Origin of the sequence: Thermomonas mangrovi (genome assembly GCF_028201335.1) — a bacterium.
GTDB classification, from domain to species: domain Bacteria; phylum Pseudomonadota; class Gammaproteobacteria; order Xanthomonadales; family Xanthomonadaceae; genus Thermomonas; species Thermomonas mangrovi.
Window position 1 is genome coordinate 106,293 of sequence record NZ_JAPEVV010000003.1, and the last position, 23,085, is coordinate 129,377.

A 23,085-nucleotide genomic window follows, 5' to 3' on the forward strand; every position below is an offset into this window, starting at 1 on the left:
TCAGCCGTCCCCCCGCGCGGCCGGCGACGCGACGCCGCCGGCCTGCCCGCCGCCCGGCAGCAGCTGGGCCAGCGCGAACACCACCATCAGCGCGCCGCCGATCGCGATCGGCAGGTAGTCGATGCTTTCCGGCATCGCGGCGCCGGCGGTCTTGATGTCGATGCCGTCGAGGAACAGCACGCCGCCCCACCACGCCAGCATCGCCCCGATCGCGACGACCACCAGCCCCTGCACGAGTGCCGTCGCATGCCGCGCCGCGGGCGGCAGCGCGTCGGCCAGCAAGGCGAAGGCGAAGTGCCGACGCGCATGCACGCCGGCCGCCGCGCCCAGGCTCATCGCGGTGCTGAGCAGGAGCAGGGTCACCGGCTCGGTCCAGCTCGGGGAATCGTTCAGCACGTAGCGGGCCACTACCTGCCAGCCCTGCACCGCCACCAGGCAGACCATCGCGCCTGCCGCGATGGCGATGGCCAGCCGGGCCAGGCGGGCGACCGCGCGTTGCGCGGCGGTGGGCGCGGGGGTGGCGTGGTCGTCCTGCATGGCGTCCTCAGGCTAGCGCGCGGATGCGCCGGATCAGGCCGGCGATCGCCGGATCGCGCTCGTGCTCGGCGAGCAACGGTTGCGCGGCGCGGCGGAACGCGGCCACGTCGACGTCGTTGGCGCGCACGCCGGCGGCCTCGACGATCCTCTGCGCATCCGCCGCCGAGGCATCCCACGCGGTCCGCATCACCGCGACCGAGGCGCGCCCCAGGTCCCGCAGCAGGTCGCGCTCGCGCGGGGCCAGCGAATCGAAGGTCCGCTTCGAGACCAGCAGCACGTCGGGCGCGTAGGAATGCGCGCTCCTCGACCAGTAGTGCGCGGCCTCGAAGTGCCGGCTGGACTGGAAGCTGCGGATGTTGTTCTCGGCGCCGTCGATCATGTGGGTCTCCATCGCCGAGAACACCTCGCCCAGCGAGAGCGGGGTCGGGTTGGCGCCGAAGTCGCGCAGCATGCGGATGAAGATGTCGGACACCGGCACCCGGATCTTCATCCCGTGCAGGTCGCGCGGTTCGACGATCGCGCGCCGGGTGTTGTAGAAGCAGCGGGGGCCGCTGTCGTAGATCGCCAGGCCGACCAGCCCGCGCCGCTCGAAGCCGCGCAGCACGGCGGCGCCGACCTCGCCGTCGAGCGCGTGGCGCAGGTGCCCGTTGGACTCGAACAGGTACGGCAGGCACAGGGCGCGGGTCAGCGGGAATGCGTTGTTCAACGCGCCCGAGTACACGCGGGTGATGTCGATCGCGCGGAACCGCGCCATGTCGATCGCCTCGGCCTCGCGACCGAGCTGCCCGGAATGGTATTGGCGCAGCTGCAGCCGGCCATCGGTCGCGCGCTGGAGCTGCTCGCCCAGCCAGCGCACCGCGGCGACCGTCGGGTAGTCCTTCACGTGCACGTCGGTGGCGGTGAGCACGCGCGGCGCGGGCGCCGCGCCCATCGCGCCCGGCAAGGCGAGCGCGCCGAGAGCACCGCCGGCCGCGGCGAGGAAGTCGCGACGCTTCATGCGTGCGCTCCGCCGTCCGCGCCCGGGACCGCGACCGCCAGCCCCACGATCTCGCCATGGCCTTCGAAGCGCACCCGCCCGACCTGGCCCGGCAGGATGTCGTGGATCCCGGTCGCGTTGCCGGTGGCGATCAGTTCGCCAGCGCGCAGGGGACGCCCGCGCCGCGCCGAGCGCGCCAACGCGAACGCATACGCGGCCAGCAGGCCGCCGGGCAAGGTGGCCGCCCCGCCGACGCCGACCACCTGGCCGTCGATCGCGGTTTCCGCGCGCAGGCCGGACGCCGGGATGTCCTGCCAGCCGGGGATCTCCGCGCCGAGCACGAGTCCGTTGTTGTTGCCGAAGTCGGAGACCACCACGCGCGGCCCGAGCTGGTTGATCGTGGCCAGCGGGCTGCTGGCGATCTCCACGCCGATGAACAGGCGGGCGGGCAGCGCGCACGCTTCGGCCGGCGTCCAGTCGAGCTTGTCGGCGGGGGCATCCGCTTCCACGCGCAGGACGTATTCCGCCTCGATCGCGCCGAACCCGCCGGTGAACACCGGGAATCGCACGCCATCCCCGGCCGCCTGCAACTGGCCGGCGAAAATCGGCCCCAAGAGCCGGTCGTCGCCCGAACGGTCGCGGCGCTCCGGCGCGATGAAGCCCACCTTCCAGCCAACCACCCGGTCCGGCCAGCCGGCGATGGCGAGGTCCTGCACCGCATAGGCGGCGACCAGGTCGTCCGGGATGCGGCCGGGGAAGCCCGGCAGGCTGCCGCCGCGACGACGCGCGCCGAGGAACGCCCCGGCGATGCCGGCCGCCTCCGCAGACCCTTCCACCGTCGTCTCGTTGCCCAACGCCCGCCCCCTGGTCGATGCTGCGCTGCAGATGGTCCCCGCGCCTGGAACCGGTATAAGGTAAACCGGTGTCATTTTTCAATCCGCAGTGCAGCAACCCCCACGCCACGGAGTCCGCATGCCCCTCCTTCCCGCCCTGACCCGCGGCTTCGCCGCCCTCGCGCTCGCGGGTGGCCTCGCCCTGCCGGGGATCGCCGCCACCCCCGCACCGCTCGCCTTCCCTGGCGCGCAGGGCTGGGCGGCGCACGCCACCGGCGGCCGCGGCGGCCGCATCATCAAGGTGACCACGCTGGCGCCGGAAGGCCCGGGTTCGATCGGCGAGGCCCTGGCCGCCAGCGGCCCGCGCATCGTGGTGTTCGAAGTGGGCGGGGTGGTCGACCTCGGGGCCAGGACCGTGCGCATCACCGAGGGCGACCTCACGATCGCCGGGCAGACCGCGCCGCAACCGGGCATCACCTTCATCCGCGGGGGCTTCGACATCGCCGCGAGCAACGTCATCGTCCGCCACATCCGCGTGCGTCCCGGCGATGCCGGCCTGGCGAAGATGAGCGGCACCGATTTCGACGCGATCAGCACGGTCGGCGCGCACGACGTGATCGTCGACCATTGCTCGCTGACCTGGGCCACCGACGAGAACCTGTCGGCCTCGGGCACGCGCTTCAAGGGCGACACCCCGGAACAGTGGCGCGACGGCACCTCGCACCGGATCACCTTCAGCCGCAACATCATCGCCGAGGGCCTGGCCCATTCCACCCACGCCAAGGGCGAGCATTCGAAGGGTTCGCTGATCCACGACAACGCGCGCGACATCCTGATCGTCGGCAACCTGTACGCGCAGAATCACGAGCGCAACCCGTTCTTCAAGGGCGGCACCCAGGGCTGGGTGGTCAACAACCTGATCTACAACCCCGGCCAGCGCGGCGTCATGTACAACCTGATCGCCGCGGAGTGGGCCGGCCATCCCTACCAGGACGGACGCCTCGCGGTGATCGGCAACGTCATGCGCGCCGGACCCGACACGCCGATGCAGTCGGCCTTCTTCATGTTCGGGGGATCGGGCGCGCTCGACCTCTACCTGCACGACAACATCGCGGTCGACCGCATCGGCAACCCGCTGCCGCAGATGGGCCGCTACACCACCGCGCCGGTGCGGCCGCGCATGCTGGCGTCCGCGCCGCCGCTGCCGTTCGGGGTGGCGCCGATGCCGGCGGCCGACGTGCAGGACGCGGTCATCGCCGACGTCGGCGCGCGCCCGTGGGATCGCGACGACATCGATCGCCGCATCCTCGAGAACACCATCGAGGGCCGCGGCCACATCATCGACAGCCAGGACGAAGTGGGCGGCTACCCCAAGGTGGCGGAAACCCGGCAGGCGTTCGTGGAAGCCGACTGGGACCTCGGCACGATGGAGCCGCTGAAGCCGCTGAAGCGCCGCGAGCCGTTGCGCTGAAGGCATGGACCGCCGCGGCTTCCTCAAGCACGCTTCCCTGGCCGTGGCCGGCGCCGCCTTGCCGGTGGCGGCGCATCCCGCGCCATCGCCCGCCCACGCCCTCGCGCGCGTGCGCGGCGGGCGGATCGCCGGCATCCGCGAACACGGGGTGCAGGTGTTCCGCGGGATCCGCTACGGTGCCGATACCTCCGCCTACCGCTTCCAGCCGCCGCGTCGCGAGGCGGCGTGGCGGGGCGTCCGCGACGCCCTCGCGTTCGCCCATGCCGCGCCGCAAGCCGGCAACGAGGGCCCGGCCAGCGAGGACTGCCTGTTCCTCAACGTGTGGACGCCCGCGCTGCGGGACGGCGGCCGGCGCCCGATCCTGGTCTACATCCACGGCGGGGGCTACAACACCGGCAGCGGCAGCGACCCGCTATACGACGGCAGCCGGCTGTGCCGGCGCGGCGACGTGGTGGTGGTGACGGTCAACCACCGGCTCAATGCCTTCGGCTACCTGTTCCTCGGCGAGTTCGACGCGCGCTACGGCGCGTCCGGCAACGTCGGCCAGCTCGACCTGGTGGCGGCGCTGCAATGGGTGCGCGAGCACGCCGCGGAGTTCGGGGGCGACGCCGGCAACGTCACCGTGTTCGGGCAATCCGGCGGCGGCGCGAAGATCGCCACCCTGATGGCGATGCCGCCGGCCCGCGGCCTGTTCCACCGGGCGTGGACGATGAGCGGGCAGCAGGTCACCGCGGCCGGCCCGCGCGCCGCGGCGCAACGCGCGCGGCTGTACATGGACGCGCTCGGCGCGGGCGACGTCGACGCGATGCTGCGCCTGCCCGCGGCGGCGCTGGTCGAGGCCCTGCGCACGCAGGATCCCTCGCGCGTCGAGGACACGACGCTGTATTTCGGGCCGGTGATGGATGGCACGGCCCTGCCGCGGCATCCGTTCTGGCCGGACGCGCCACCGCAGTCGGCGTCGATCCCGATGGTCGTGGGCAACACCCGCGACGAAACCCGCGCCTTCCTCGGCAACGTCCCGGCGCACCACGCGCTGGACTGGGACGCGCTGCCGGAGCGCTTGCGCCGCCACCAGTTCGTCGACCTCGACCCCGCCACCGTCATCGCCGAATACCGCCGCCTGTACCCGGCGTACACGCCGAGCGAGGTGTTTTTCGCGGCGACCACGGCGGGTCGCTCGTGGCGCGGTGCGGTGGAGGAGCTTGAGGCGCGCGCGCGTGCGGGCGTCGGCAACACTTGGGCCTACCAGCTCGACTGGTATCCGCGCGACGTGGACGCCGCCGGCGTGCACCGCGCCTTCCACACGCTCGACATACCGCTGGTGTTCGACAACCTCATGCAACCGGGCTCGCGCACCGGCACCTCGCCGGAGGCGCAGGGCGTGGCGGACGCGATGTGCGACGCGCTGCTGGCGCTCGCGCGGCACGGCGACCCGGGCACCGGCGCGACCGCCGGCTGGCCGCCTTACTCGATGGAGCGGCGGCAGACCATGGTGTTCGGCGCCGGCCCGGCGGTGCAGGACGACCCGCGCGGCGGCGAACGCCGCCTGTACGCGCGGGTGCCGTTCGTGCAACGCGGCACGCTCTAGCGCGCAAAAAAGAGCCGCGCCGCGGGAGGGGCCCGCGACGCGGCTGGTCACCCCCGCATCAGAACTTGTAGCGCACGCCGAACAGGTACTGGCGCCCGGTCTTGCTGTACTCCAGCGGCAACTGCACGCTCGGGTTGGCGACCCAGGATTCCTGCGCCTCGTTGGTCAGGTTGCTGCCTTCCAGCGTGAGTTCGAAATGCTCGTTGACCTTGTAGCGCAGCGACGCATCCAGGATCGTGGTGCCGCTCTGGCCGTGGACGCCGTTCACCGCGCTGTTGAAGCCGACTTCCGTGCCCGGCACCTGGATCAGGTAGTCGGCGCGGTTGGTGGCCGAGAGGCGGCCGGAGAAGCGCTCGCCTTCGTAGAACAGGGTTGTGTTCCACGAGGTCTTCGACAGGCCGGTCAGGTCTTCCTTCTGCGCCGGGGTCCCGTTCGAAAGCAGGTACTGGATCTGCGAGTCCACGTAGGTGTAGTTGAACTGAAGGCCGAAGTCGCTCCAGAAGCCGGGCAGGAAGGTGAACGGCTGCACGTAGTTGAACTCGAAGCCGCTGAGGTCGCCGCCGGGGGTGTTGATCGGCACGGTGAACACGAACTCGTCGTTCACCGTCGCGGTGGTGCCGTCGAGCAGGCTCGCCGGCAGCCCGCTGTCGGCGTAGACCATGGTCTCGCGGGTGTTCTGGATGAAGCTCTCGATGTCCTTGTAGAACAGGCCGAGCCCGACCATCGCGCCCTCGTCGAAGTACCACTCGAAGCTGAGGTCGGCGGTCTTCGCGCGGATCGGGTCGAGCAGCGGGTTGCCGCCGCTGACCGTGCGCGCACTGCCGCTGACGCTGACCGTGACGCCCGGGGTGAGGCTGCCGAGGCCCGGCCGCGCCATGACCTTGGCGGCGCCGAAGCGGATCAGGAAGTCGTCGGTGACCTCGGCGACCAGGTTGAGCGACGGCAGGGTGTCGCTGTACTCGCGCGTCACCGTGACCGGCGTCGGCGTGCCGCTGGCGGTGGCGATGCCGGACGAGGTCTGCTTGGTCCTGCCGTAGCGCACGCCGGCGTTGCCCGACACCGGGATCGAGCCGATGTCGAAGCCGAACTCGCCCATCACGTACATGTTGCGGTCGTGCTCGGTCACGCTGCGGTCGCTGGGCGCGTAGTTCGACAGCGCGAAGGTGCCGCTATCGCTGAAGATCCCGAACAGTTCGGCAATCTTCGCGAAGTCCGGGACCACCCAGGTGCCGGGCGCGCCCTTCAGGCCGCTGAGGCTGGCCAGCATCGTCATGTCCGCCGGCATGTGCTTGGTGCCGTCGGCGAAGGTCGGGACGATGGTTTCGGTGGCGGTGCGGCGCCGCTCGCTGGAGTCGAAGCCGTAGTTCTTGGCCTGCACGCCGCCGCGCAGGGTGAACGCCGGGCCGAGCGTCCACTCGAAGTCGAGCTGCCCGGTGTCGAATGTGTTGGTGACGTAGTTCTCGCGCAGGCGCACCACCGAGAAGTCGAAGCCGGCCGGGTTGGTCGGGTCGAAGCCGTAGTCGAACTCCGGCAGGTTGGGGTTGTCGCGGTAGTCGTAGCTGTAGTTGTCGACGTCCAGCTTGTCCATCATCACCGTGGCCTGGACCGGGTTGTCGTGGTCGGACTTCGACGTGCCGACCTTGCCGGTGAGGCGGAAGGTGTCGCTGAAGCGATGCTCGCCATCCAGGCTGAGCTGGGTGAACTTGGTGGTCCACTCGTCGTGGCGGTTCTCCGCGCGGATGTCCACGTTGTCGAACAGGCCGTAGACCAGCGCCCCGTTCTCGACCACGCCGTCGCGCACGAGGATCTGGCGCTTGCCGTCGCTCGCGCTCTTGCTCAGGCCGTTCGCCTCGATGTACTTCTCGTCGCGCTCGGCGTCGATCTTCGAATACAGCGCGTCCAGGCTGAAGCTGGTGCGGTCGCTCGGCTTGAACTGCAGCGAGGCGGTCACCCCGAGGCGCTTCTGGTCGTGCTCCATCAGGGTGTAACGCGGGAAGCGCGGCGCATACACGTCGGCCGCCAGCGCGGGCTTGAACGGTGAGTTGGCGTTGAAGCCGCCATTGGTGGTGCCGCCGGCCCAGCGCACGGTGCCGGTGCCTTCGTCCAGGGTCTGGCGCTCGCTGTAGGCCAGCGACAGCAGGGCGCCGAACTTGCCGTCGGCCCAGCTGTTGGCCACCAGGCCGGCGAAGCGCGGGCTGGTGGCGTCGGCGGCATCGTTGAAGCTGCCCTGCAGGTTGGCGGCCGCGGTGAAGCCCTCGTAGTCGAAGGGGCGCGCCGTGCGCAGGTCGACGGTCGCGCCGAGCGAGCCCTCGTCGACGTCGGCCGATGCGGTCTTGCGCACGATCAGCTGCGAGAACAGGTCCGAGGCGAACACGTTGAAGTCGAAGCTGCGGCCGCGGTTGGTGCCGCCCTGTCCGTCGCTGCTGCCGACCGAACTGAGCGCCTCCAGGCCGTTCAGGCGCACGCGGGTGAAGTCGGGGCCCAGGCCGCGCACCGAGATGTTGCGGCCCTCGCCGGCGTCGCGGGTGATGACCACGCCGGGGATCCGCTGCAGCGACTCGGCGAGGTTGAGGTCGGGGAACTTGCCGATGTCCTCGGCGACCACCGCGTCGACCACGCCTTTTTCGCTGCGCTTGATGTCGAGCGCCTTCTCGACGCTGGCGCGGTAGGTGCCGACCACCTGCACCTTGTCCAGCTCGGTGACCTTCTCCTGGACTTGCGCCGGCTCCTGCGCCGCGGCCGCCTGCTGCGCATGCGCGCTCGCGGACATCACCTGCAGGGCGATCGCGATCGAGGCCGCGAGCATGGTAACCGGTGTCTTTTTCGTCGTTGCCGCCTGGCGCATCTGGAACCCCTCCGCTGATGCATCTGGTTGTCTTGGCGCGGTGTTGACGTTTTCAACGCGCCTGCTTAGCTTCCCCTGCGGCAAAATGACACCGCTGGTCAAAACCGTAGCAAAAGCGCGGGCACAAGGCATGCTGCGGTGCGCAAAGGCCGGTAACGTGGACGCAACGGGAGCGGGCGACGACGATGGCGACGGTACTGTGTTTCGGGGAAGTCCTGCTGCGCCTGTCGGCGCCGGGCCACGAATTGCTGCTACAGCAACCGCGGATGGCGGTGCACGTCGGTGGCGCGGAAGCGAACGTCGCGGCGGCGCTGGCGGGATTCGGCCACCACGCCCGCCTTGCCGGGTGCCTGCCGGCCAATGCGCTGGGTCGCGCGGCCGCCGGCGAGCTGCGCAAGCTCGGGATCGACACCGGGGCGCTGGCCATGGGCGCGGGGCGCATGGGCCTGTACTTCTACACGGCCGGCGCCGGCCAGCGGCCGGGCGAGGTGCTGTACGACCGCGCGGGCTCCGCATTCGCGCTCGCCGAGCCCGCGGCCTACGACTGGCCGGCCCTGCTCGCGGGCGTGGACCTGCTGCACCTGTCCGGGATCACCCCCGCACTCGGCGCCGATCCGGCGCGCGCGGCGCTCGAGGCCGCGCGGGCGGCCCGTGCGGCGGGCGCCATGGTCTCCTTCGACGGCAATTTCCGCCCCACGCTCTGGGCCGCGTCCGGCCGCGAGCCAGCCCCGATCCTGCGCGACCTGTTCGCCGAGGCCGACATCGCCTTCGCCGACCACCGCGATGTCGGGCTGGTGCTGGGACGGGCATTCGAGCACGAGGACCCCGATGCGCGGTTCGCCGCGGCCGCCGAGGCGGCCTTCGCTGCGTTCCCGTCGCTGGCGCGGATCGCCACGACCGTGCGCGTCCGCGACCGCGTCGACCATCACCACCTCGGTGCGCGGCTGGCTTGCCGGGACGGTCGCATGCACGCCTGCGCGCCGATCGAACTCGGCGGCATCGTGGACCGGATCGGCGCCGGCGATGCGTTCGCCGCGGGGGTCCTGCACGGCTTGCTGGCGGGCCGCGACGAGGCCGCGAGCCTCGCCTTCGGCCAGGCCACCGCGGCGCTCAAGCACTACTTGCCCGGCGACGCGTTCACCCTGCCCGCGGGCGACGTCGACGCGCTGCTGGCCGGCGGCGGACTCGACGTCCGCCGCTGACCGCGGCCACCCTCAGGGCGTCGCGCAGAAGCAGTGCGCGAGCGGCTGTACCCGGGCCTGGCCCTGGTGCTTGAGCAGGCGGTCGACCAGGCGCAGCGGCGCCTGCGCCTGCACGTGTTGCAGCAGCAACGCCTCGCCGACGCCGGTCGCGCGCAGCAGCGCCAGCCCGGCGCGGCTGTCGACCAGGCCGCCGAACCATTGCTCGAACGGCTTGGCACCCGGCTCGATGTAACGCACCTGCCAACCCTCGCGCTTGCCGAGCTTGGCGCGGGTGGCGGCCTCGGCGACCGCCGCGTCCAGCCCGCCCATGGCATCGACCAGGCCGCGCGCCTTCGCCTGCTCGCCGCTCCAGACCCGGCCCTGCGCCACCGCATCGACCTGTTCGACGCTGCGCCCGCGCGCCTGCGCGACCTTGCCGGTGAAGTCGCGGTAGCCCTTCTCGATCACCGCCTGCACCACCTGGCCGACGCCGGCATCGAGCGGGCGGGTGACGTCGAACGCGCCGGCATAGCGCGTGGTCGACACGCCGTCGGTGCGCACGCCGAGCTTGGCCAGGCCGCGGTCGACCGTGGGGAACAGGCCGAAGATGCCGATCGACCCGGTGATCGTGGACGGATCGGCGTAGATGCGGTCGGCGTTCATGCTGATCCAGTAGCCGCCCGACGCGGCGACATCGCCCATCGAGACCACCACCGGCTTGCCGGCCTCCTTCAGCGCGGCGACTTCGCGGCGGATCTGCTCGGAGGCGAACACCTCGCCGCCGGGCGAGTTCACCCGCAGCACCACCGCCTTCACGTTGTCGTCGTCGCGGGCCTCGCGCAGCAGCGCGCTGGTCGAATCGCCACCGACGCTGCCAGGCGGCAGGTCGCCGCCGGCGATCTCGCCCTCGGCCACCACCACCGCGACCTGCGGGCGCATGTCGGCCTGCGGCAGGGCGCCGTCGACGTGCTGCAGGTAGGTGTCGAGGTCGACCGCGCGATAGCCGTCCTCGGCATCGGGATCGGGCGCGCCGCGCTCGGCCAGCAGGTCCTGCACTTGCTCGCGGGTCTTCAGCCCGTCGACCAGCTTCTGCTTCAGCGCCATCTGCGCAAGGTCGCCGCGATAGGCCTCGACCTGCGACGGCAGCGCATCGACCTGCGCGGCCAACACCGCCGGCGCGATGCCGCGCGCCTTGCCGAGGTCGGCGAGCATCCGCTGCCACACGTCGTTCATCCAGAACAGGCTGGCTTCCTTCGAGGCCGGCGACGCCGCGTCGAGCACGTAGGGTTCCGCCGCCGACTTGAACGTGCCGACCTTGAACAGGTGCATGTCCACGCCGAGCTTGTCCTGCAGGCCCTCGCGGTAGTACTGCCGGTACGAGGCCAGGCCTTCCAGCATCACCCCGCCCTGCGACATCGGGTCGAGGTAGACCTCGTTCGCCTGCGCGGCCAGCAGGTACTGGCCCTGGCTGAAGTTATCGCCGAACGCGACCACCTGCTTGCCGGACGCCTTGACCGCGGCGATCGCCGCGGCGACGTCGCGGGCGGAGGCGAAGCCACCCGGCTGGAATTCGTCGAGCTGCAGCACCACGCGCTCGACGCGCTTGTCGGTGCGGGCCGATTCCAGCGCGCGCAGCAGGTCGCGCAGGCGCACCTCGCGGCAGTCCTCGCCATCGGTGGCGCGGGCGAAGGCGCGGCTCAACGGATCGCAGCTGAACTGCTCCACCAGCCGGCCCTGCGGCGCCAGCACCAGCGTCGTGCGCTCGGCCAGCGGCGCCAGCTTGCCGCCGCCCAGCATCGCCGCCAGCAGCAGCGCGAGCACCAGCAGGAACAACAGGTTGAAGACCAGCCGGCGGCTGAAGTTCACCGCGTCCCACAAACCGATGACGATGCGGGCGATGGGGCCGCGGGTGCGCGGTGGATTCATTGCGGACTCCGGATGGAACCTGGTGCGGACGAGGGCCGGATGCTACCCGGCGGGCGTGAATGGCTCATGCGGCATCGGTCACGGTGACCGATGGCGCGTCGCTGGAGATGGGGATGCGCGCGCTGCTGCGCAAGAACCGGCGGGCCAGCAACAGCGCCGCGACCGACAGCCCGGCGGTCAGTCCCAGCCACATGCCGCGCGGGCCCCAGCCCAGCCACAGGCCCAGCCCGGCGCCCACCGGCATGCCGATCCCCCAGTAGGCCAGCGCCGCCAGCCACATCGGCACCCGGGTGTCCTTCAGCCCGCGCAAGGCACCGGCGGACAGCACCTGGATCCCGTCCGGGAACTGGAACAGCGCCGCGTACAGCAACAGGGTGGCGGCCAGCGCGGCGACCGCCGAATCCGCGGTGTAGAGCGCGGCGATCGCATCGTGGCCGCCGAGCAGGACCAGCGCCGACAGCGCCTGCGTGCCCAGCACCAGGGCGATGCCGGCGGCATAGGCGCGACGGATGCCGGCGCGATCGCCGCGACCCAGCGCATGGCCGACGCGCACGGTGGTGGCCTCGGCGACGCCGAACGGGACCATGAAGCACAGCGAGGCGACGTTGATCGCGATCTGGTGCGCGGCCACCGGCAGCTCGCCGAGGCGGCCGATCAGCAGCGCGGTCACGATGAACAGGCTGCCTTCCATCGCCACCGTGACCCCGATCGGCAGTCCCGTACCCAGCAGCCCGCGCAACACCGGCCAGCGCGGCGCCTCCAGGTGCGCGAACAGCTGCAGGTCGGCGAAGCGCGCCGAGCGCGCGAGGTACAGCGCGAAGGCCAGCGCCTGCGCCCAGAACATCGCCGCCGACGCCCAGCCCAGGCCGGCCGCGCCCAGCGCGGGCAGGCCGCCGAGGCCGTTGGTCAGCGCATAGCCCAAGGGCGCGAGCAGCAGCAGGCCGCCGAAGCCCAGCACCATCGTCGGCATCGACCAGTGCAAACCGTCGCTGAGGTAGCGCATCGCCAGGTACAGGGTGAACGCCGGGATGCCCCAGCGGATCGCGTGCAGGAAGGCGGTGGCCCCGGGGACGATGTCGGCGGCGATGCCCATCGGCGCCAGCGCCAGCGGCAGCACGCTGAGCAGGACGAACAGCAGCACCCCGAGGCCCGCGGCCAGCCACAGCGATTGCCGGAACAGCGGCCCGATCTCCGCGCGGCGGCCAGCGCCGTCGAGCTGCGACACCGACGGCGGCAGCGCCATCAGCGTGCCCATCGGCACCATCATCGGCAGCCAGAACAGGGCGGTGCCCACCGCGACGGCGGCCAGCGTGGTGGTGCCGTGGTGGCCGGCGATCACGGTGTCGACGAAGCCGACCAGGCCATGCGACAGGTGCCCGGCCGCCAACGGCGCGGCCAGGCGCGCACTGGCGCGCACTTCGTCGAGGAAGCGGGGCGGGCTGCTGGCCATGGGGTCCGATCAGGGGCGGCGCGGCTGGCATCGCCGCGCGCGGGCTGCCATCTTACCCGCCTCGACGCCATGCCCCGGTCGGATCGCCGATGACCACGCCCCACGCCGAAATACCGCCCGCACCTGCCAGCGCGACCGCCGAAGCGACGCACGCCCCCTGCCGCAACTGCGGCACGCCCCTGCTCGGCCCGCACTGCTACGCCTGCGGCCAGCCGGTGAAGGGCCTGGTGCGCCCGCTGGGCAACCTGTTCGGCGACCTGATGGACAGCGTGTTCAACATCGACACGCGCATCGTGCGCACGCTGTGGCCGTTGTTCGCCAGGCCGGGCATGCTGACCTCCGAATACTTCGCCGGCCGCCAGGTGCGCTATGTCACCCCGGTGCGGCTGTTCTTCTTCCTGTGCATCCTCGCGTTCTTCGTGGGGCGCTTCGCGATCGACGGCGATTCCGGCGTCAACGTCAACATCGGCGACCAGGACGATTCGATCGGCGCGGCGACCACCGAGGCGCAGGTGATCGCCCGCCGCGACGAAGCCCTGGCGCGGCTCGCGACGCAGCGCGCGAAGCTGCCGGACGGGCCGGGCCAGGCCGGGGCCGATGCCGGCCTGCGCGCGGGCGAAGCCGCCATCCGCGCCGAGTCCGAGCGTCGCCTCGCCAACCTGCGCGAAGCGGGCAAGGCCGGCAAGCCGGTGCCGCCGCCGGACGAGGAGTCGATGAACTTCAACGGCAAGCCCTGGGACGCCCGCACCAATCCGCTGCACCTGCCGGGCGCCCCGGGCTTCGTCGATGGCTGGTTCAACGACAAGGTGGGCCGTGCCAAGCAGAACCTCGCGCGGATCAAGGCCGATCCCTCGCAGTACACGCAGGCCTTCATCGGTGCGATCCCGACCGCGCTGTTCGTGCTGGTGCCGCTGTTCGCGCTGATGCTGAAGCTCGCGTTCGTGTTCAAGCGCCGGCTGTACATGGAACACGTGGTGGTCGCGCTGCACAGCCACGCCTTCCTCAGCCTCGACCTGCTGCTGGTGTTCGGCTGCATGCTGCTGCAGGGGCTGGTGTCGGATGGGGGCCTGCTGGACGACGCGCTGGCCTGGTGCATCGGCTTGCTGGTGGCCTGGGCGCCGATCTACCTGCTGCTGATGCAGAAGCGCGTGTACGCGCAGGGCTGGCCAATGACCCTGCTGAAGTACTGGGCGCTGGGGACGGTGTACATGGTGCTGCTCAGCCTGGCGATCGTCGCCGCCGCCGCCGCCAGCCTGGTGTGGATGTAACCGGCTAGCCCTGCAGGCGCGCGAGCAGCCAGGCGCCGCGGGTCGCCGCCGGCTGCGCGAGCAGCGCGCGCCGCAGTTCGGCGCGTGCCTCCGGCGGGGTGCTCTGCGCCAGCCGCGCCAGTGCCTCCACCTCGTCCGGCGTGGCGGTGCGCAGCAGGCGCAGGACCGCGTCGCGCTCGCCGGCATCGACGAAGCCGAACAACGCCGCGACGCGCGGCCAGTCGGCGCCGATGCGCGGCCCCAGCCACCAGCCCATCCGCGCATCGAAGGACTGCGCGGCGAACTGCGTGCGCAACTCCGCTTGTGCCTCGGCCGGCAGCGCGCGCCAACGCACGGCGACCGCGCGCAACGCCACCCGCTCGGCAGCCGGCAGGCTGCGCCACGCCTCCCAGGCACCCCGCCGCTGGCCACGTTCGCGCGGCGGCAGGCGATCCCATGCGCGCATGCGCTGCATTTCGGTGTCCGGCGCGACCGCGACGGGTGCGACGGGCGCGACCTCGCCCGCCGCCACCGCCAGCCCGGCCGGCGCGGTCGCCTGCAGCCAGGCCAGCAACGGCAATGCGCGGGCCAGGGCAAGTTCGGCCGGCGCCGCCAGCAGGTCGCGGTCGGGATGCAGGCGCAGGTCGGTGGCGTCATAGCGCGCCGCCGGCGCATCGGCGGGCGGCAGGGCTTCGCGCTTGATCGGCGACAGCCAGCGCTGGACCACGTCGCGCCCGACCGGGTGCAGGAAGAACGCCGCGGCAAAGGCGGCGACGCAAGCCGCCACGCCGAGCCACAGCCAGGGGACGTGGCGATGCCGGGTCGCATCGACCCGATGCGGTGCGCTGGGTGCCACGGCGACGGTCGCCTCCGGCAATGCCGGCGCCTCCGCGGCGACGGGCACCGGAGTCGCCAGCGCCTGCTTGACCTGCGCCTGCCACCCACGCCACGCCGCCACGTCCGGCTGGCCGGCGAGGTCGGCCGGCAACGCGTCGCGGATGCGGCCCTGCCAGGTGGCCGCGGGTTCCCCGAGCACCTCGCTGATGGCGGCATCGTCGAGCCCGGATACCAGTTGCAGCAGCACCGACGTCCGCGTCGCCAGCGGCAGGCGGGCGATCGCGGGCAGCAGCGCCGTCGTCCGCGCGCCTTCCGTCGTGCGCAACTGCGGCGTGGCCAGCAGCAGCCGCCAGTACTGCACCGGCCAGTGCGTCATCGGCCAGCGGCCCGCATCGCCGGCGAACACCCGCGCCACCACCGACATCGCCCGCGCCGCGGCCTCGACGGATCCCGACTGGACCTCGGCGAACAGGCGGGCACGCCGCTCCACGCCGCGCAGGAAGGCGGACACCGCATCCTGCGGTGGGGTCGGGGTCGGGTCGGTCATTGGGCGGGCGGTCGCACGCCCCATCTTAGCCCGCACCCCGGCCCGCGACGGGCAATCTTCACGCTTGACACCCGCCCGGAATGCGGCTCCACGAGCATCCACGCGGCCTGTGGGTAAATCGGTTGTGCACAGGCGTCAAGAAACCGTCATCCCTCCCGGTTTCACGCGGATTTGACGCCATGTGACCGCCACGTTTCACGCTTAACGCATTGATTCAATTGACGATGATGCTTTTGGCGCTTTTTTCGCCAATCCTCGCGGAGCCGCATGGACATGGGATCCGCGCAGGTCGGCCGACACCCCATGCACAGACTTATCCACAACCTGTGTGGATAAGGACGATTTCCCAATGCGCACAGTCGGTTACGGCGGATTCGTGCCTCCGCGCCGAGTTTGCGCGCGCAAGTCGCGAACGCGGGCCGCCGGGTGCGCGGCACGGCTAGACTGGCGCCATGCCCGCGCCCGTCCACGTGCTGCGCGTCGCCTTGCCGACGCCGCTGCCGCGCCTGTTCGACTACCTGCCGCCGGGCGGGATGGCGGCCGATGCCGTCGCCGTCGGCCAGCGCGTGCAGGTGCCGTTCGGCAAGCGCGACGTGGTGGGCGTGGTGCTGGGGCACGGCCCCGCCGCCGAAGGCGTGGACCTGCGCGAAGCCCTGGCGCTCCCCGATCCCGCGCCGCTGCTGCAGGGCGAGCTGCTGGCCAGCCTGCGCTGGCTGGCCGGCTACCTGCATGCGCCGGTCGGCGAGGTGCTGGCCACCGCGCTGCCGGCCGCGTTGCGGCGGGGCGAGCCGTTGCCGGAGACCGCGACGTTCGGCTGGCGTCGCAGCGAAGCCGGCGAGACCGCGTTCCCGGCGATGCGCGCCGGCAAGCCCCGGGCGCTGGCCGCCTTGCTCGACGCGCCGCGCAGCGAAGACTGGCTGGACGATGCGGCGCCGGGCTGGCGCAGCACGATGCGCAGCCTGCGCGATCGCGGGCTGGTCGAACGGATCGAGATGGAACTCGCCCCTGCCACCGGCCCACGCACGCCGGGCGATGCAGCCGCCCTGTTCCGCCCGAACGACGAACAACAGGCCGCCATCGACGCGATCCGCGACGCCCGCGGCTTCGTGCCGCTCCTGCTCGACGGCGTCACCGGCAGCGGCAAGACCGAGGTCTACCTGCAGGCGATCGCCGACTGCCTCGCGCGCGGCAAGCAGGCGCTGGTGCTGGTCCCGGAGATCGGCCTGACCCCGCAGGCGCTGGCGCGGTTCCGCGCGCGGCTCGGGGTGCCGGTGCATGCGCTGCACTCCGGGCTCACCGACCACGAGCGCGCCGCGACCTGGCTGGCGGCGGCGCGCGGCCAGGCGCGGGTGGTGGTGGGCACGCGTTCGGCGGTGTTCGTGCCGCTGCCCGAGGCCGGCCTGCTGGTCGTCGACGAGGAGCACGACGGCAGCTACAAGCAGTTCGACGGGATCCGCTACCACGCGCGCGACTTCGCCATCCTGCGCGCCCGCGCGCTCGCCGTGCCGATCGTGCTGGGCAGCGCCACGCCCGCGCTGGAGAGCCTGCACAACGCGGCCAGCGGGCGCTATGCGCACCTGCGCCTGCGCCATCGCGCAGGCAACGCGACGCCACCCCGCGTGCGCATCGTCGACGTGCGCAAGCGGCCGCTGCAGGCCGGCCTCGGGGACGAGGCGCTGCGCGCGATCCGCGCGGCGATCGATGCCGGCGGCCAGGTACTGGTGTTCCGCAACCGCCGCGGCTACGCGCCGGTGCTGCTGTGCCACGACTGCGGCTGGAGCGCGCATTGCCCGCGCTGCAGCACGCCCGACAAGCCGACGCCGATGACCGTGCACGCGCACGGCAGGCGCCTGCAATGCCACCACTGCGGTCATCGGCGGCCCGCACCGCAAGCCTGCCCGGATTGCGCCAGCCTCGGCCTGCAACCGCAGGGCAACGGCACCGAGCGCATCGAAGCGGAATTGCAGGCGCGCTTCGGCGACGTCCCGGTGCTGCGCATCGACCGCGGCAGCACCGGCCAGCGCGACGCCCTGCAGGCGCACCTCGACCGCCTGGGCGACGCGCCCGGGATCCTGGTCGGCACGCAGATGCTGGCCAAGGGCCACGACCTGCCGCGGCTGACCCTGGTGGTCGTGGTCGGCATCGACGAAGGCCTGTTTTCCGCCGACTTCCGCAGCGGCGAAAAACTCGCGCAGCTGCTGGTGCAGGTGGCCGGGCGCGCGGGCCGCGCCGAGCGCCCCGGCGAGGTGCTGCTGCAGACCCACCATCCCGAGCATCCGCTGCTGCAGACCCTCGTGCACGGCGGCTACCACGCCTTCGCCGAGGGCGAGCTCGCGTTGCGCGAAGCCGCCGGCTTTCCGCCCTTCGCCCACCTTGCCCTGCTGCGGGCGGAGGCGAAGCAGGCGGACCCGCCGATGCAGTTCCTGCAACGGGCCGCGGCAGGCCTCGCCGAGGCCGATCCCGACATCGTCCTGCATGGTCCGCTGCCCGCGCCGATGCCGCGCCGCGCCGGCTACCAGCGCCTGCAACTGGTGGTCTCCGCCGCCGCCCGCCGGCAGCTGCATGCCGTGCTCGATGCCCTCGTGCCCGGCCTGCACGCCTCCCCCGAAGCCCGCAAGGTGCGCTGGTCGCTCGACGTCGATCCGGTCGACCTGTACTGAGCGCGCGCATCGGCGACAATCGCGGTTCCCTCGCCCGACATCCCGCACGTGGCCAACCAGCTCGAACAACTCCGCCAGCAGTCCGTGGTGGTCGCCGACACCGGCGACATCGAGGCGATCGCCCGCTTCCGCCCGATCGACGCCACCACCAACCCGTCGCTGCTGCTCAAGGCCGCCGCCTTGCCGGCGTACGCGGCGCATCTCGACGCCGCAGTCGCGGCCGCGGGTGGCGACGACAGGCTGGCCGACGCCGGCGACCGCCTGGCGGTGGCGATCGGCGGCGAGATCCTGAAGCTGGTGCCGGGCCGCGTGTCCACCGAAGTGGATGCGCGGCTGAGCTTCGATACCGAGGCGACCATCGCCAAGGCGCGCCGTCTGGTGCAGCTGTACGCCGACGCCGGCATCGGCCGCGAGCGCCTGCTGATCAAGATCGCCAGCACCTGGGAGGGCATCCGCGCCGCCGAACGGCTGGAGCGCGAAGGCATCCAGTGCAACCTCACCCTGCTGTTCTCGTTCGCGCAGGCGGTGGCCTGCGCCGAGGCCGGCGTGTTCCTGATCTCGCCCTTCGTCGGCCGCATCCTCGACTGGCACCTGGCCAACGGCATGCCCGCGCCGGCGACGCCCGCCGACGATCCCGGCGTGCAGTCGGTGCGGCGCATCTGGCAGCACTACAAGCAGCACGGCTACGACACCGTGGTGATGGGCGCGAGCTTCCGCAACACCGGCGAGGTGCTGGCGCTGGCGGGCTGCGACCGGTTGACCATCTCCCCCGAGCTGCTCGCCGCGCTGGAGCAATCGGACGATGCCGTCGAACGCGCGCTGGTCGATGCCGACGACCGCACCGCAGCGCCCACCCCGCTCGACGAAGCCGCATTCCGCTGGCAACACAACGAGGACGCGATGGCCACCGAGAAACTGGCCGACGGCATCCGCAAGTTCGCCGCCGACCAGCGCAAGCTGGAAGCGCTGCTGGCGGCGAAGCTGGGCTGAGCCTCAGCCCTTGCGCTTGCCGCGCACCTCGACTGCCTGGCCGACGCGGCGGGTCTCGAACAGGCCGATCGCCTCGATCAGCGACACCAGCTTCGAATAGCCGTGGTTGCGCGGGTCGAACGAGGCCTGGTTGCGCACCTGCTTGCCGACCGCGCCGAGGTTGGCCCAGCCCTCGTCGTCGGCTTCCGATTCGATCGCGCTGCGCAGCATGTTCACCAGCCGGGTGTCGCCGCGCAGCTTGCGGCCATCCACCGGCTGCAGCGTCGCCTGTTCCGGCACCGCCGGGTCGGGCCGCGCGCCCAGGGCCTCCAGGTAGGTGAACTGCGAACACGCGTTGACGAAGGGCTCCGGCGTCTTCGCCTCGCCGAAACCGTAGACCTTCAGCCCGGCGCTGCGGATGCGCATCACCAGCGGGGTGAAGTCGGCATCGCTGCTGACCAGCGCGAACGCCTGCATGCGCCCGGACGCCAGCAGGTCCATGGCGTCGATCACCATCGCGATGTCCGACGCGTTCTTGCCCTTGCTGTAGTCGTACAACTGCACGGGCTGGATCGCGTAGGGATGCAGGGCCTTTTCCCATCCATTCAGGGTCGCCTTGGTCCAGTTGCCGTAGGCGCGGCGCACGTGCGCGGCGCCGTGCCGCGCGACCTCGGCGAGGATGGCCTCGATCTTGCCGGCCGGCGCGTTGTCGGCGTCGATCAGCAGGGCGATGCTGGTGTCGGTGTCGGCCATGGGGTGCTCCGCGTGTCCGCCGCAGCATAGCCCAGCACGATCGAGCGACGGGCCGCGCGCCTCAGCCGCGATCGATCCTGCAGGCATAGCAGCCGCGCCGCGCGTTGTGCACGTGCAGGAATGCGACCGCCGGATCGGCGAAGAAGCGCGCGACCAGCGCCTCCAGCGCGCCGCCCTCGACCACGTCCGCATCGCGCATCCCGCCGTCGCCGTCGTAGGCACGCACCGACAACAGCCGGCTGAGTTGCTGCCCGGGGATCGCGTTGCGGAACCGCGCACTGGCCGTCGCAGCCTCGCGCACGAAGATCGGGCCGTCGCTGCGGTACGGCGTGTCGCCATCCAGGTGGCGCCAGTTGAGCAGGAGCAGCGATTCGCCCGGCGCGGCATCTTCCAGGCTGACCCGGCACGGATAGCCGGGCCGGGCGTCGGCCACCACGCGACGCGCGCCGTGCATCGCCAGCGCGGCGGCGTCGAGCCCGAACAGCGGGGCGAACGGTGCGAGCGGCAAGCCGGAGACGATGTAATCCATGCGCGGATCCTCGAAGGCGGACCGCAGCTTCCGCCGACGGCGCATCCCGCGCACTCCGGTTCTTGCGGTGACCGCAAAAAGACGAACGGCCCGGATCGCTCCGGGCCGTCATGCATCGCAACACCGCTTGCGCGGGTCAGGCCGCGAACAAGGCCTTCATCTTCTTCAGCGCGTTGGCTTCGACCTGGCGGATGCGCTCGGCGGAGACGCCGTACTCGTCGGCCAGCTCCTGCAGCGTCACCTTGCTGTCCGGGTCCAGCCAGCGGCGCTTGATGATGTCGCGCGAGCGCGCATCCAGGCGAGCCATGCCTTCGCGCAGCAGGTCGAGCTGGGTGTCCTCGTCGTTGGCCGACTCGTAGGCCATCGCGGGATCGATGTCGTTGTTGGCGACCAGGTAGTTCACCGGCGCCGGCGGGGCATGGTCGTCGTCGCCGTCGTCCGGCGCATCGAAGCCGATGTCGCGCCCGGACAGCCGCGCCTCCATCTCCAGCACCTCGTGCTCGGAGACGTTGAGGTCGCGGGCGACGGTGCGCACTTCCTCGGCGTTGAGCCAGCCCAGGCGGGTCTTGCTCTTGCGCAGGTTGAAGAACAGCTTGCGCTGGGCCTTGGTGGTGGCCACCTTCACGATGCGCCAGTTCTTGATGATGAACTCGTGCATCTCGGCGCGGATCCAGTGCACCGCAAAGCTCACCAGGCGCACGCCGACCGTCGGGTCGAAGCGCTTCACCGCCTTCATCAGGCCGATGTTGCCTTCCTGGATCAAGTCGCCGAGCTGCAGGCCGTAGCCGCTGTAGCCGCGGGCGACGTGCACCACGAAGCGCAGGTGCGACAGGATCAGTTCCTGCGCGGCGGCGATGTCGTTGTGCTCGCGCAGGCGCACGGCGAGGCGCTGCTCGTCCTCGACGGACAGCACCGGGATCTGGTGGACCGCGCCGATGTAGGCCTCCAGCGAGCCCATCGCGCTGGGGATCGGCAGGTTGTTGGCGACAAGGGCGTTGGACGACATGGTGGCGTGCCTCATGTGGACGAGTTTAGCAGTCGACGTCTTTGACTGCTAAACCCGCCGGAAGTTCCCGAGTGTTCTGCTGGTGGAACGCTGGCGCGTCCCGATCCCCAGTAGGCCATGGCCCACATGAACGCGACGTGGGGGCGCCTCAGGCGCCGGACAAGGCCCCCGCCGGGGGGAGGGCCCAGTCGATCGGCGCCTGCCCGCTGCGGGCCAGGGACTGGTTGGCGGCCGAGAAATGCCCGCAGCCGAGGAACCCCCGGTGGGCCGACAGCGGCGAGGGATGCGGCGCCTTCAGCACCCGGTGCCGGCGGGCATCGATCACCCCGCCCTTCTTCTGCGCGTAGCTGCCCCAGAGCAGGAACATCAGGTGCTCGCGCTCGCGGTTGAGGACGTCGACCACGTGGTCGGTGAAGCCCTCCCAGCCCTTGCCCTGGTGCGAGCCCGGCTGGCCGGCCTCGACCGTCAGCACGCTGTTCAGCAGGAGCACGCCGCGGCGCGCCCACGGCAGCAGGCAGCCATGGTCCGGGCGGACGAAGCCGGTGTCGCGCGCCAGTTCCTTGTAGATGTTGTCCAGCGACGGCGGCACCGGAACGCCCGGGCGCACCGAGAAGCACAGCCCGTGGGCCTGGCCGGGGCCGTGGTACGGGTCCTGGCCGAGGATCACCACTTTCACCGCGTCGAACGGGGTGGCGTCGAACGCGGCGAAGATCTCGCCGCCGGGCGGGAAGACGGTGGCGCCTGCCGCCTTACGCTGGCGCAGGAAGGCGGAGAGGGCGCGCATGTCGTCGCGCGCGAACCAGTCGCCGACGCGGGCCTTCCAGCTGGACTCGAGGCGGATGTCAGCCATGTCCCGCGAAGGCCGGGCATGGGGGGCTAGGCCTCATCGCGATCCCGGCTCCGGCAACTTCGCCAGCCGCAGCTGGTACAGGGCCTTGGTCACCAGCAGGCGTTCCTCGATCGGCTTCAGCACCAGGTCGTTGGCACCCTCGCGCAGCAGCGCGGCCTGGTTGTCGCGGTTGTCGTCGCCGGTCATCACCAACACCGGCAGCCGGCGCTTGCCGTAGCGGAACACGTCGCGGATCTGGTTGAGCAGCTCGCGCCCGCTCAGCAACCCCTTCAGGTAAACATCGGTGAGCACCAGGTCGGCGCCGACGTCGCCATCGCTGCGCCCGAGGAACCGGTGCAGGTGCTCGAGCGCGTCCTCCGCGCTGATCACGTGCAGCACCTGCATGCCCTGCCGCTCCAGCATCCGCTTGGTGGCGACCGCGACCACCCGGCTGTCCTCGACGTAGAGGATGCGGGCGCCCTCGATCGGGGCAGGATGGACGTAGCCGCGGATGAACGCCGCCAGCGCGCCATGGCCCAGCGACTTGTCGAAATAGTCGGTCACGTCCTCGGTGAAGGCGCGCGCTTCGAGTGCCTCCTGCGCATTGCCGGACACCACGATGACCGGCACGTAGGCCTGCCCCGAGGCCTCGCGCACGCTCCTCGCCAAGGCCAGGCCATCACCGTCCGGCAGCACCAGCGCCGTGGTCACCAGGTCCACCGCGCCCTCGGCGAGGATCGCGCGCGCTTCCTCGATGCCGGCGCAGCCCACCACCCGCGCGCCCGGCAATTCCTTGAGCAGGGTATCGCCGATGAGCTTGCGCACCAGCTTGCTGCCATCGACCACCATCACCCTCGGTGCATCGCTGACCACGTGGCGCAGATCCTGTTGAGCGCTCATC

The 23,085-nt window shown here is 71.7% G+C and carries 17 protein-coding genes and 1 pseudogene; 6 read left to right on the plus strand and 12 right to left on the minus strand.

What is annotated here, in order from left to right; all coding sequences use genetic code 11:
* The 3 genes from ON759_RS07080 to ON759_RS07090 are packed head-to-tail and all read right to left on the minus strand — an operon-like array spanning nt 1 to nt 2,442.
* Nucleotides 1-537 carry a TRAP transporter small permease gene (locus tag ON759_RS07080; protein WP_271679668.1) on the minus strand — a complete coding sequence of 179 codons (537 nt, stop codon included), beginning with the start codon at nt 535-537 and terminating at the stop codon, nt 1-3.
* A gap of 7 nt (nt 538-544) precedes the next feature.
* Nucleotides 545-1,534, minus strand: a complete 990-nt coding sequence (locus ON759_RS07085; protein ID WP_425608455.1) for a TRAP transporter substrate-binding protein — start codon at nt 1,532-1,534, stop codon at nt 545-547.
* The gene (locus ON759_RS07090; protein WP_271679669.1) at nt 1,531-2,442 is read right to left on the minus strand and encodes a 2-keto-4-pentenoate hydratase; all 912 of its coding nucleotides are present in this window, start codon (nt 2,440-2,442) and stop codon (nt 1,531-1,533) included. Before ON759_RS07090 ends, ON759_RS07085 begins: the two co-directional genes overlap by 4 nt.
* Nucleotides 2,443-2,485: 43 nt before the next feature.
* Between ON759_RS07090 and ON759_RS07095 the strand changes: the two genes are divergently transcribed.
* Nucleotides 2,486-3,817, plus strand: a complete 1,332-nt coding sequence (locus ON759_RS07095) for a pectate lyase family protein (protein ID WP_271679670.1) — start codon at nt 2,486-2,488, stop codon at nt 3,815-3,817.
* A 4-nt stretch (nt 3,818-3,821) separates the two neighbouring features.
* Nucleotides 3,822-5,405, plus strand: coding sequence for a carboxylesterase/lipase family protein (locus ON759_RS07100; RefSeq protein ID WP_271679671.1), 1,584 nt, complete (start codon nt 3,822-3,824; stop codon nt 5,403-5,405).
* Nucleotides 5,406-5,463: 58 nt separating this feature from the next.
* Here the strand turns inward: ON759_RS07100 and ON759_RS07105 are convergent, their stop codons facing one another.
* Nucleotides 5,464-8,250, minus strand: coding sequence for a TonB-dependent receptor (locus ON759_RS07105; protein ID WP_271679672.1), 2,787 nt, complete (start codon nt 8,248-8,250; stop codon nt 5,464-5,466).
* A gap of 185 nt (nt 8,251-8,435) precedes the next feature.
* On the opposite strand from ON759_RS07105, the gene ON759_RS07110 reads away from it, so the two are divergent.
* Nucleotides 8,436-9,452 (plus strand): sugar kinase, encoded by a 1,017-nt coding sequence (locus ON759_RS07110; RefSeq protein WP_271679673.1) that lies wholly within the window; start codon nt 8,436-8,438, stop codon nt 9,450-9,452.
* 12 nt (nt 9,453-9,464) lie between these two features.
* Here ON759_RS07110 and sppA read toward each other — a convergent pair whose 3' ends face one another.
* Both sppA and ON759_RS07120 read right to left on the minus strand, forming a co-directional pair.
* Nucleotides 9,465-11,357, minus strand: a complete 1,893-nt coding sequence (sppA, locus tag ON759_RS07115; RefSeq protein ID WP_271679674.1) for a signal peptide peptidase SppA — start codon at nt 11,355-11,357, stop codon at nt 9,465-9,467.
* Nucleotides 11,358-11,421: 64 nt separating this feature from the next.
* Nucleotides 11,422-12,807 (minus strand): MATE family efflux transporter, encoded by a 1,386-nt coding sequence (locus tag ON759_RS07120; RefSeq protein ID WP_271679675.1) that lies wholly within the window; start codon nt 12,805-12,807, stop codon nt 11,422-11,424.
* An 89-nt stretch (nt 12,808-12,896) separates the two neighbouring features.
* Between ON759_RS07120 and ON759_RS07125 the strand changes: the two genes are divergently transcribed.
* Nucleotides 12,897-14,075, plus strand: a complete 1,179-nt coding sequence (locus tag ON759_RS07125) for a DUF3667 domain-containing protein (protein WP_271679676.1) — start codon at nt 12,897-12,899, stop codon at nt 14,073-14,075.
* Nucleotides 14,076-14,079: 4 nt separating this feature from the next.
* Here the strand turns inward: ON759_RS07125 and ON759_RS07130 are convergent, their stop codons facing one another.
* A complete protein-coding gene (locus ON759_RS07130; RefSeq protein WP_271679677.1) occupies nt 14,080-15,438 on the minus strand; it encodes a DUF3106 domain-containing protein in 1,359 nt (452 codons plus the stop codon).
* Between the two features lie 452 nt (nt 15,439-15,890).
* Between ON759_RS07130 and ON759_RS07135 the strand changes: the two genes are divergently transcribed.
* Entirely contained in the window at nt 15,891-18,098 is a 2,208-nt protein-coding gene (locus tag ON759_RS07135; RefSeq protein WP_271679678.1) for a primosomal protein N', read from the plus strand.
* 48 nt (nt 18,099-18,146) lie between these two features.
* On the plus strand, nt 18,147-19,088 hold the full coding sequence (tal, locus tag ON759_RS07140; protein WP_271679679.1) for a transaldolase: 942 nt from the start codon (nt 18,147-18,149) through the stop codon (nt 19,086-19,088).
* Here tal and ON759_RS07145 read toward each other — a convergent pair.
* The 5 genes and pseudogenes from ON759_RS07145 to ON759_RS07165 all read right to left on the minus strand — a co-directional run.
* Nucleotides 19,063-19,820, minus strand: a pseudogene (locus tag ON759_RS07145) (NYN domain-containing protein); the annotation flags it as partial. The gene tal and the pseudogene ON759_RS07145 overlap by 26 nt on opposite strands.
* A 61-nt stretch (nt 19,821-19,881) precedes the next feature.
* Nucleotides 19,882-20,349: a DUF1203 domain-containing protein gene (locus tag ON759_RS07150; RefSeq protein WP_271679680.1), complete on the minus strand. Its 468-nt coding sequence runs from the start codon at nt 20,347-20,349 to the stop codon at nt 19,882-19,884.
* 136 nt (nt 20,350-20,485) lie between these two features.
* On the minus strand, nt 20,486-21,355 hold the full coding sequence (rpoH, locus tag ON759_RS07155) for an RNA polymerase sigma factor RpoH (protein ID WP_271679681.1): 870 nt from the start codon (nt 21,353-21,355) through the stop codon (nt 20,486-20,488).
* A gap of 148 nt (nt 21,356-21,503) precedes the next feature.
* Nucleotides 21,504-22,205: a uracil-DNA glycosylase gene (gene ung / locus ON759_RS07160; RefSeq protein WP_271679682.1), complete on the minus strand. Its 702-nt coding sequence runs from the start codon at nt 22,203-22,205 to the stop codon at nt 21,504-21,506.
* A gap of 33 nt (nt 22,206-22,238) precedes the next feature.
* Nucleotides 22,239-23,084 (minus strand): response regulator, encoded by an 846-nt coding sequence (locus ON759_RS07165; RefSeq protein ID WP_271679683.1) that lies wholly within the window; start codon nt 23,082-23,084, stop codon nt 22,239-22,241.
* Nucleotide 23,085: the final 1 nt, after the last annotated feature.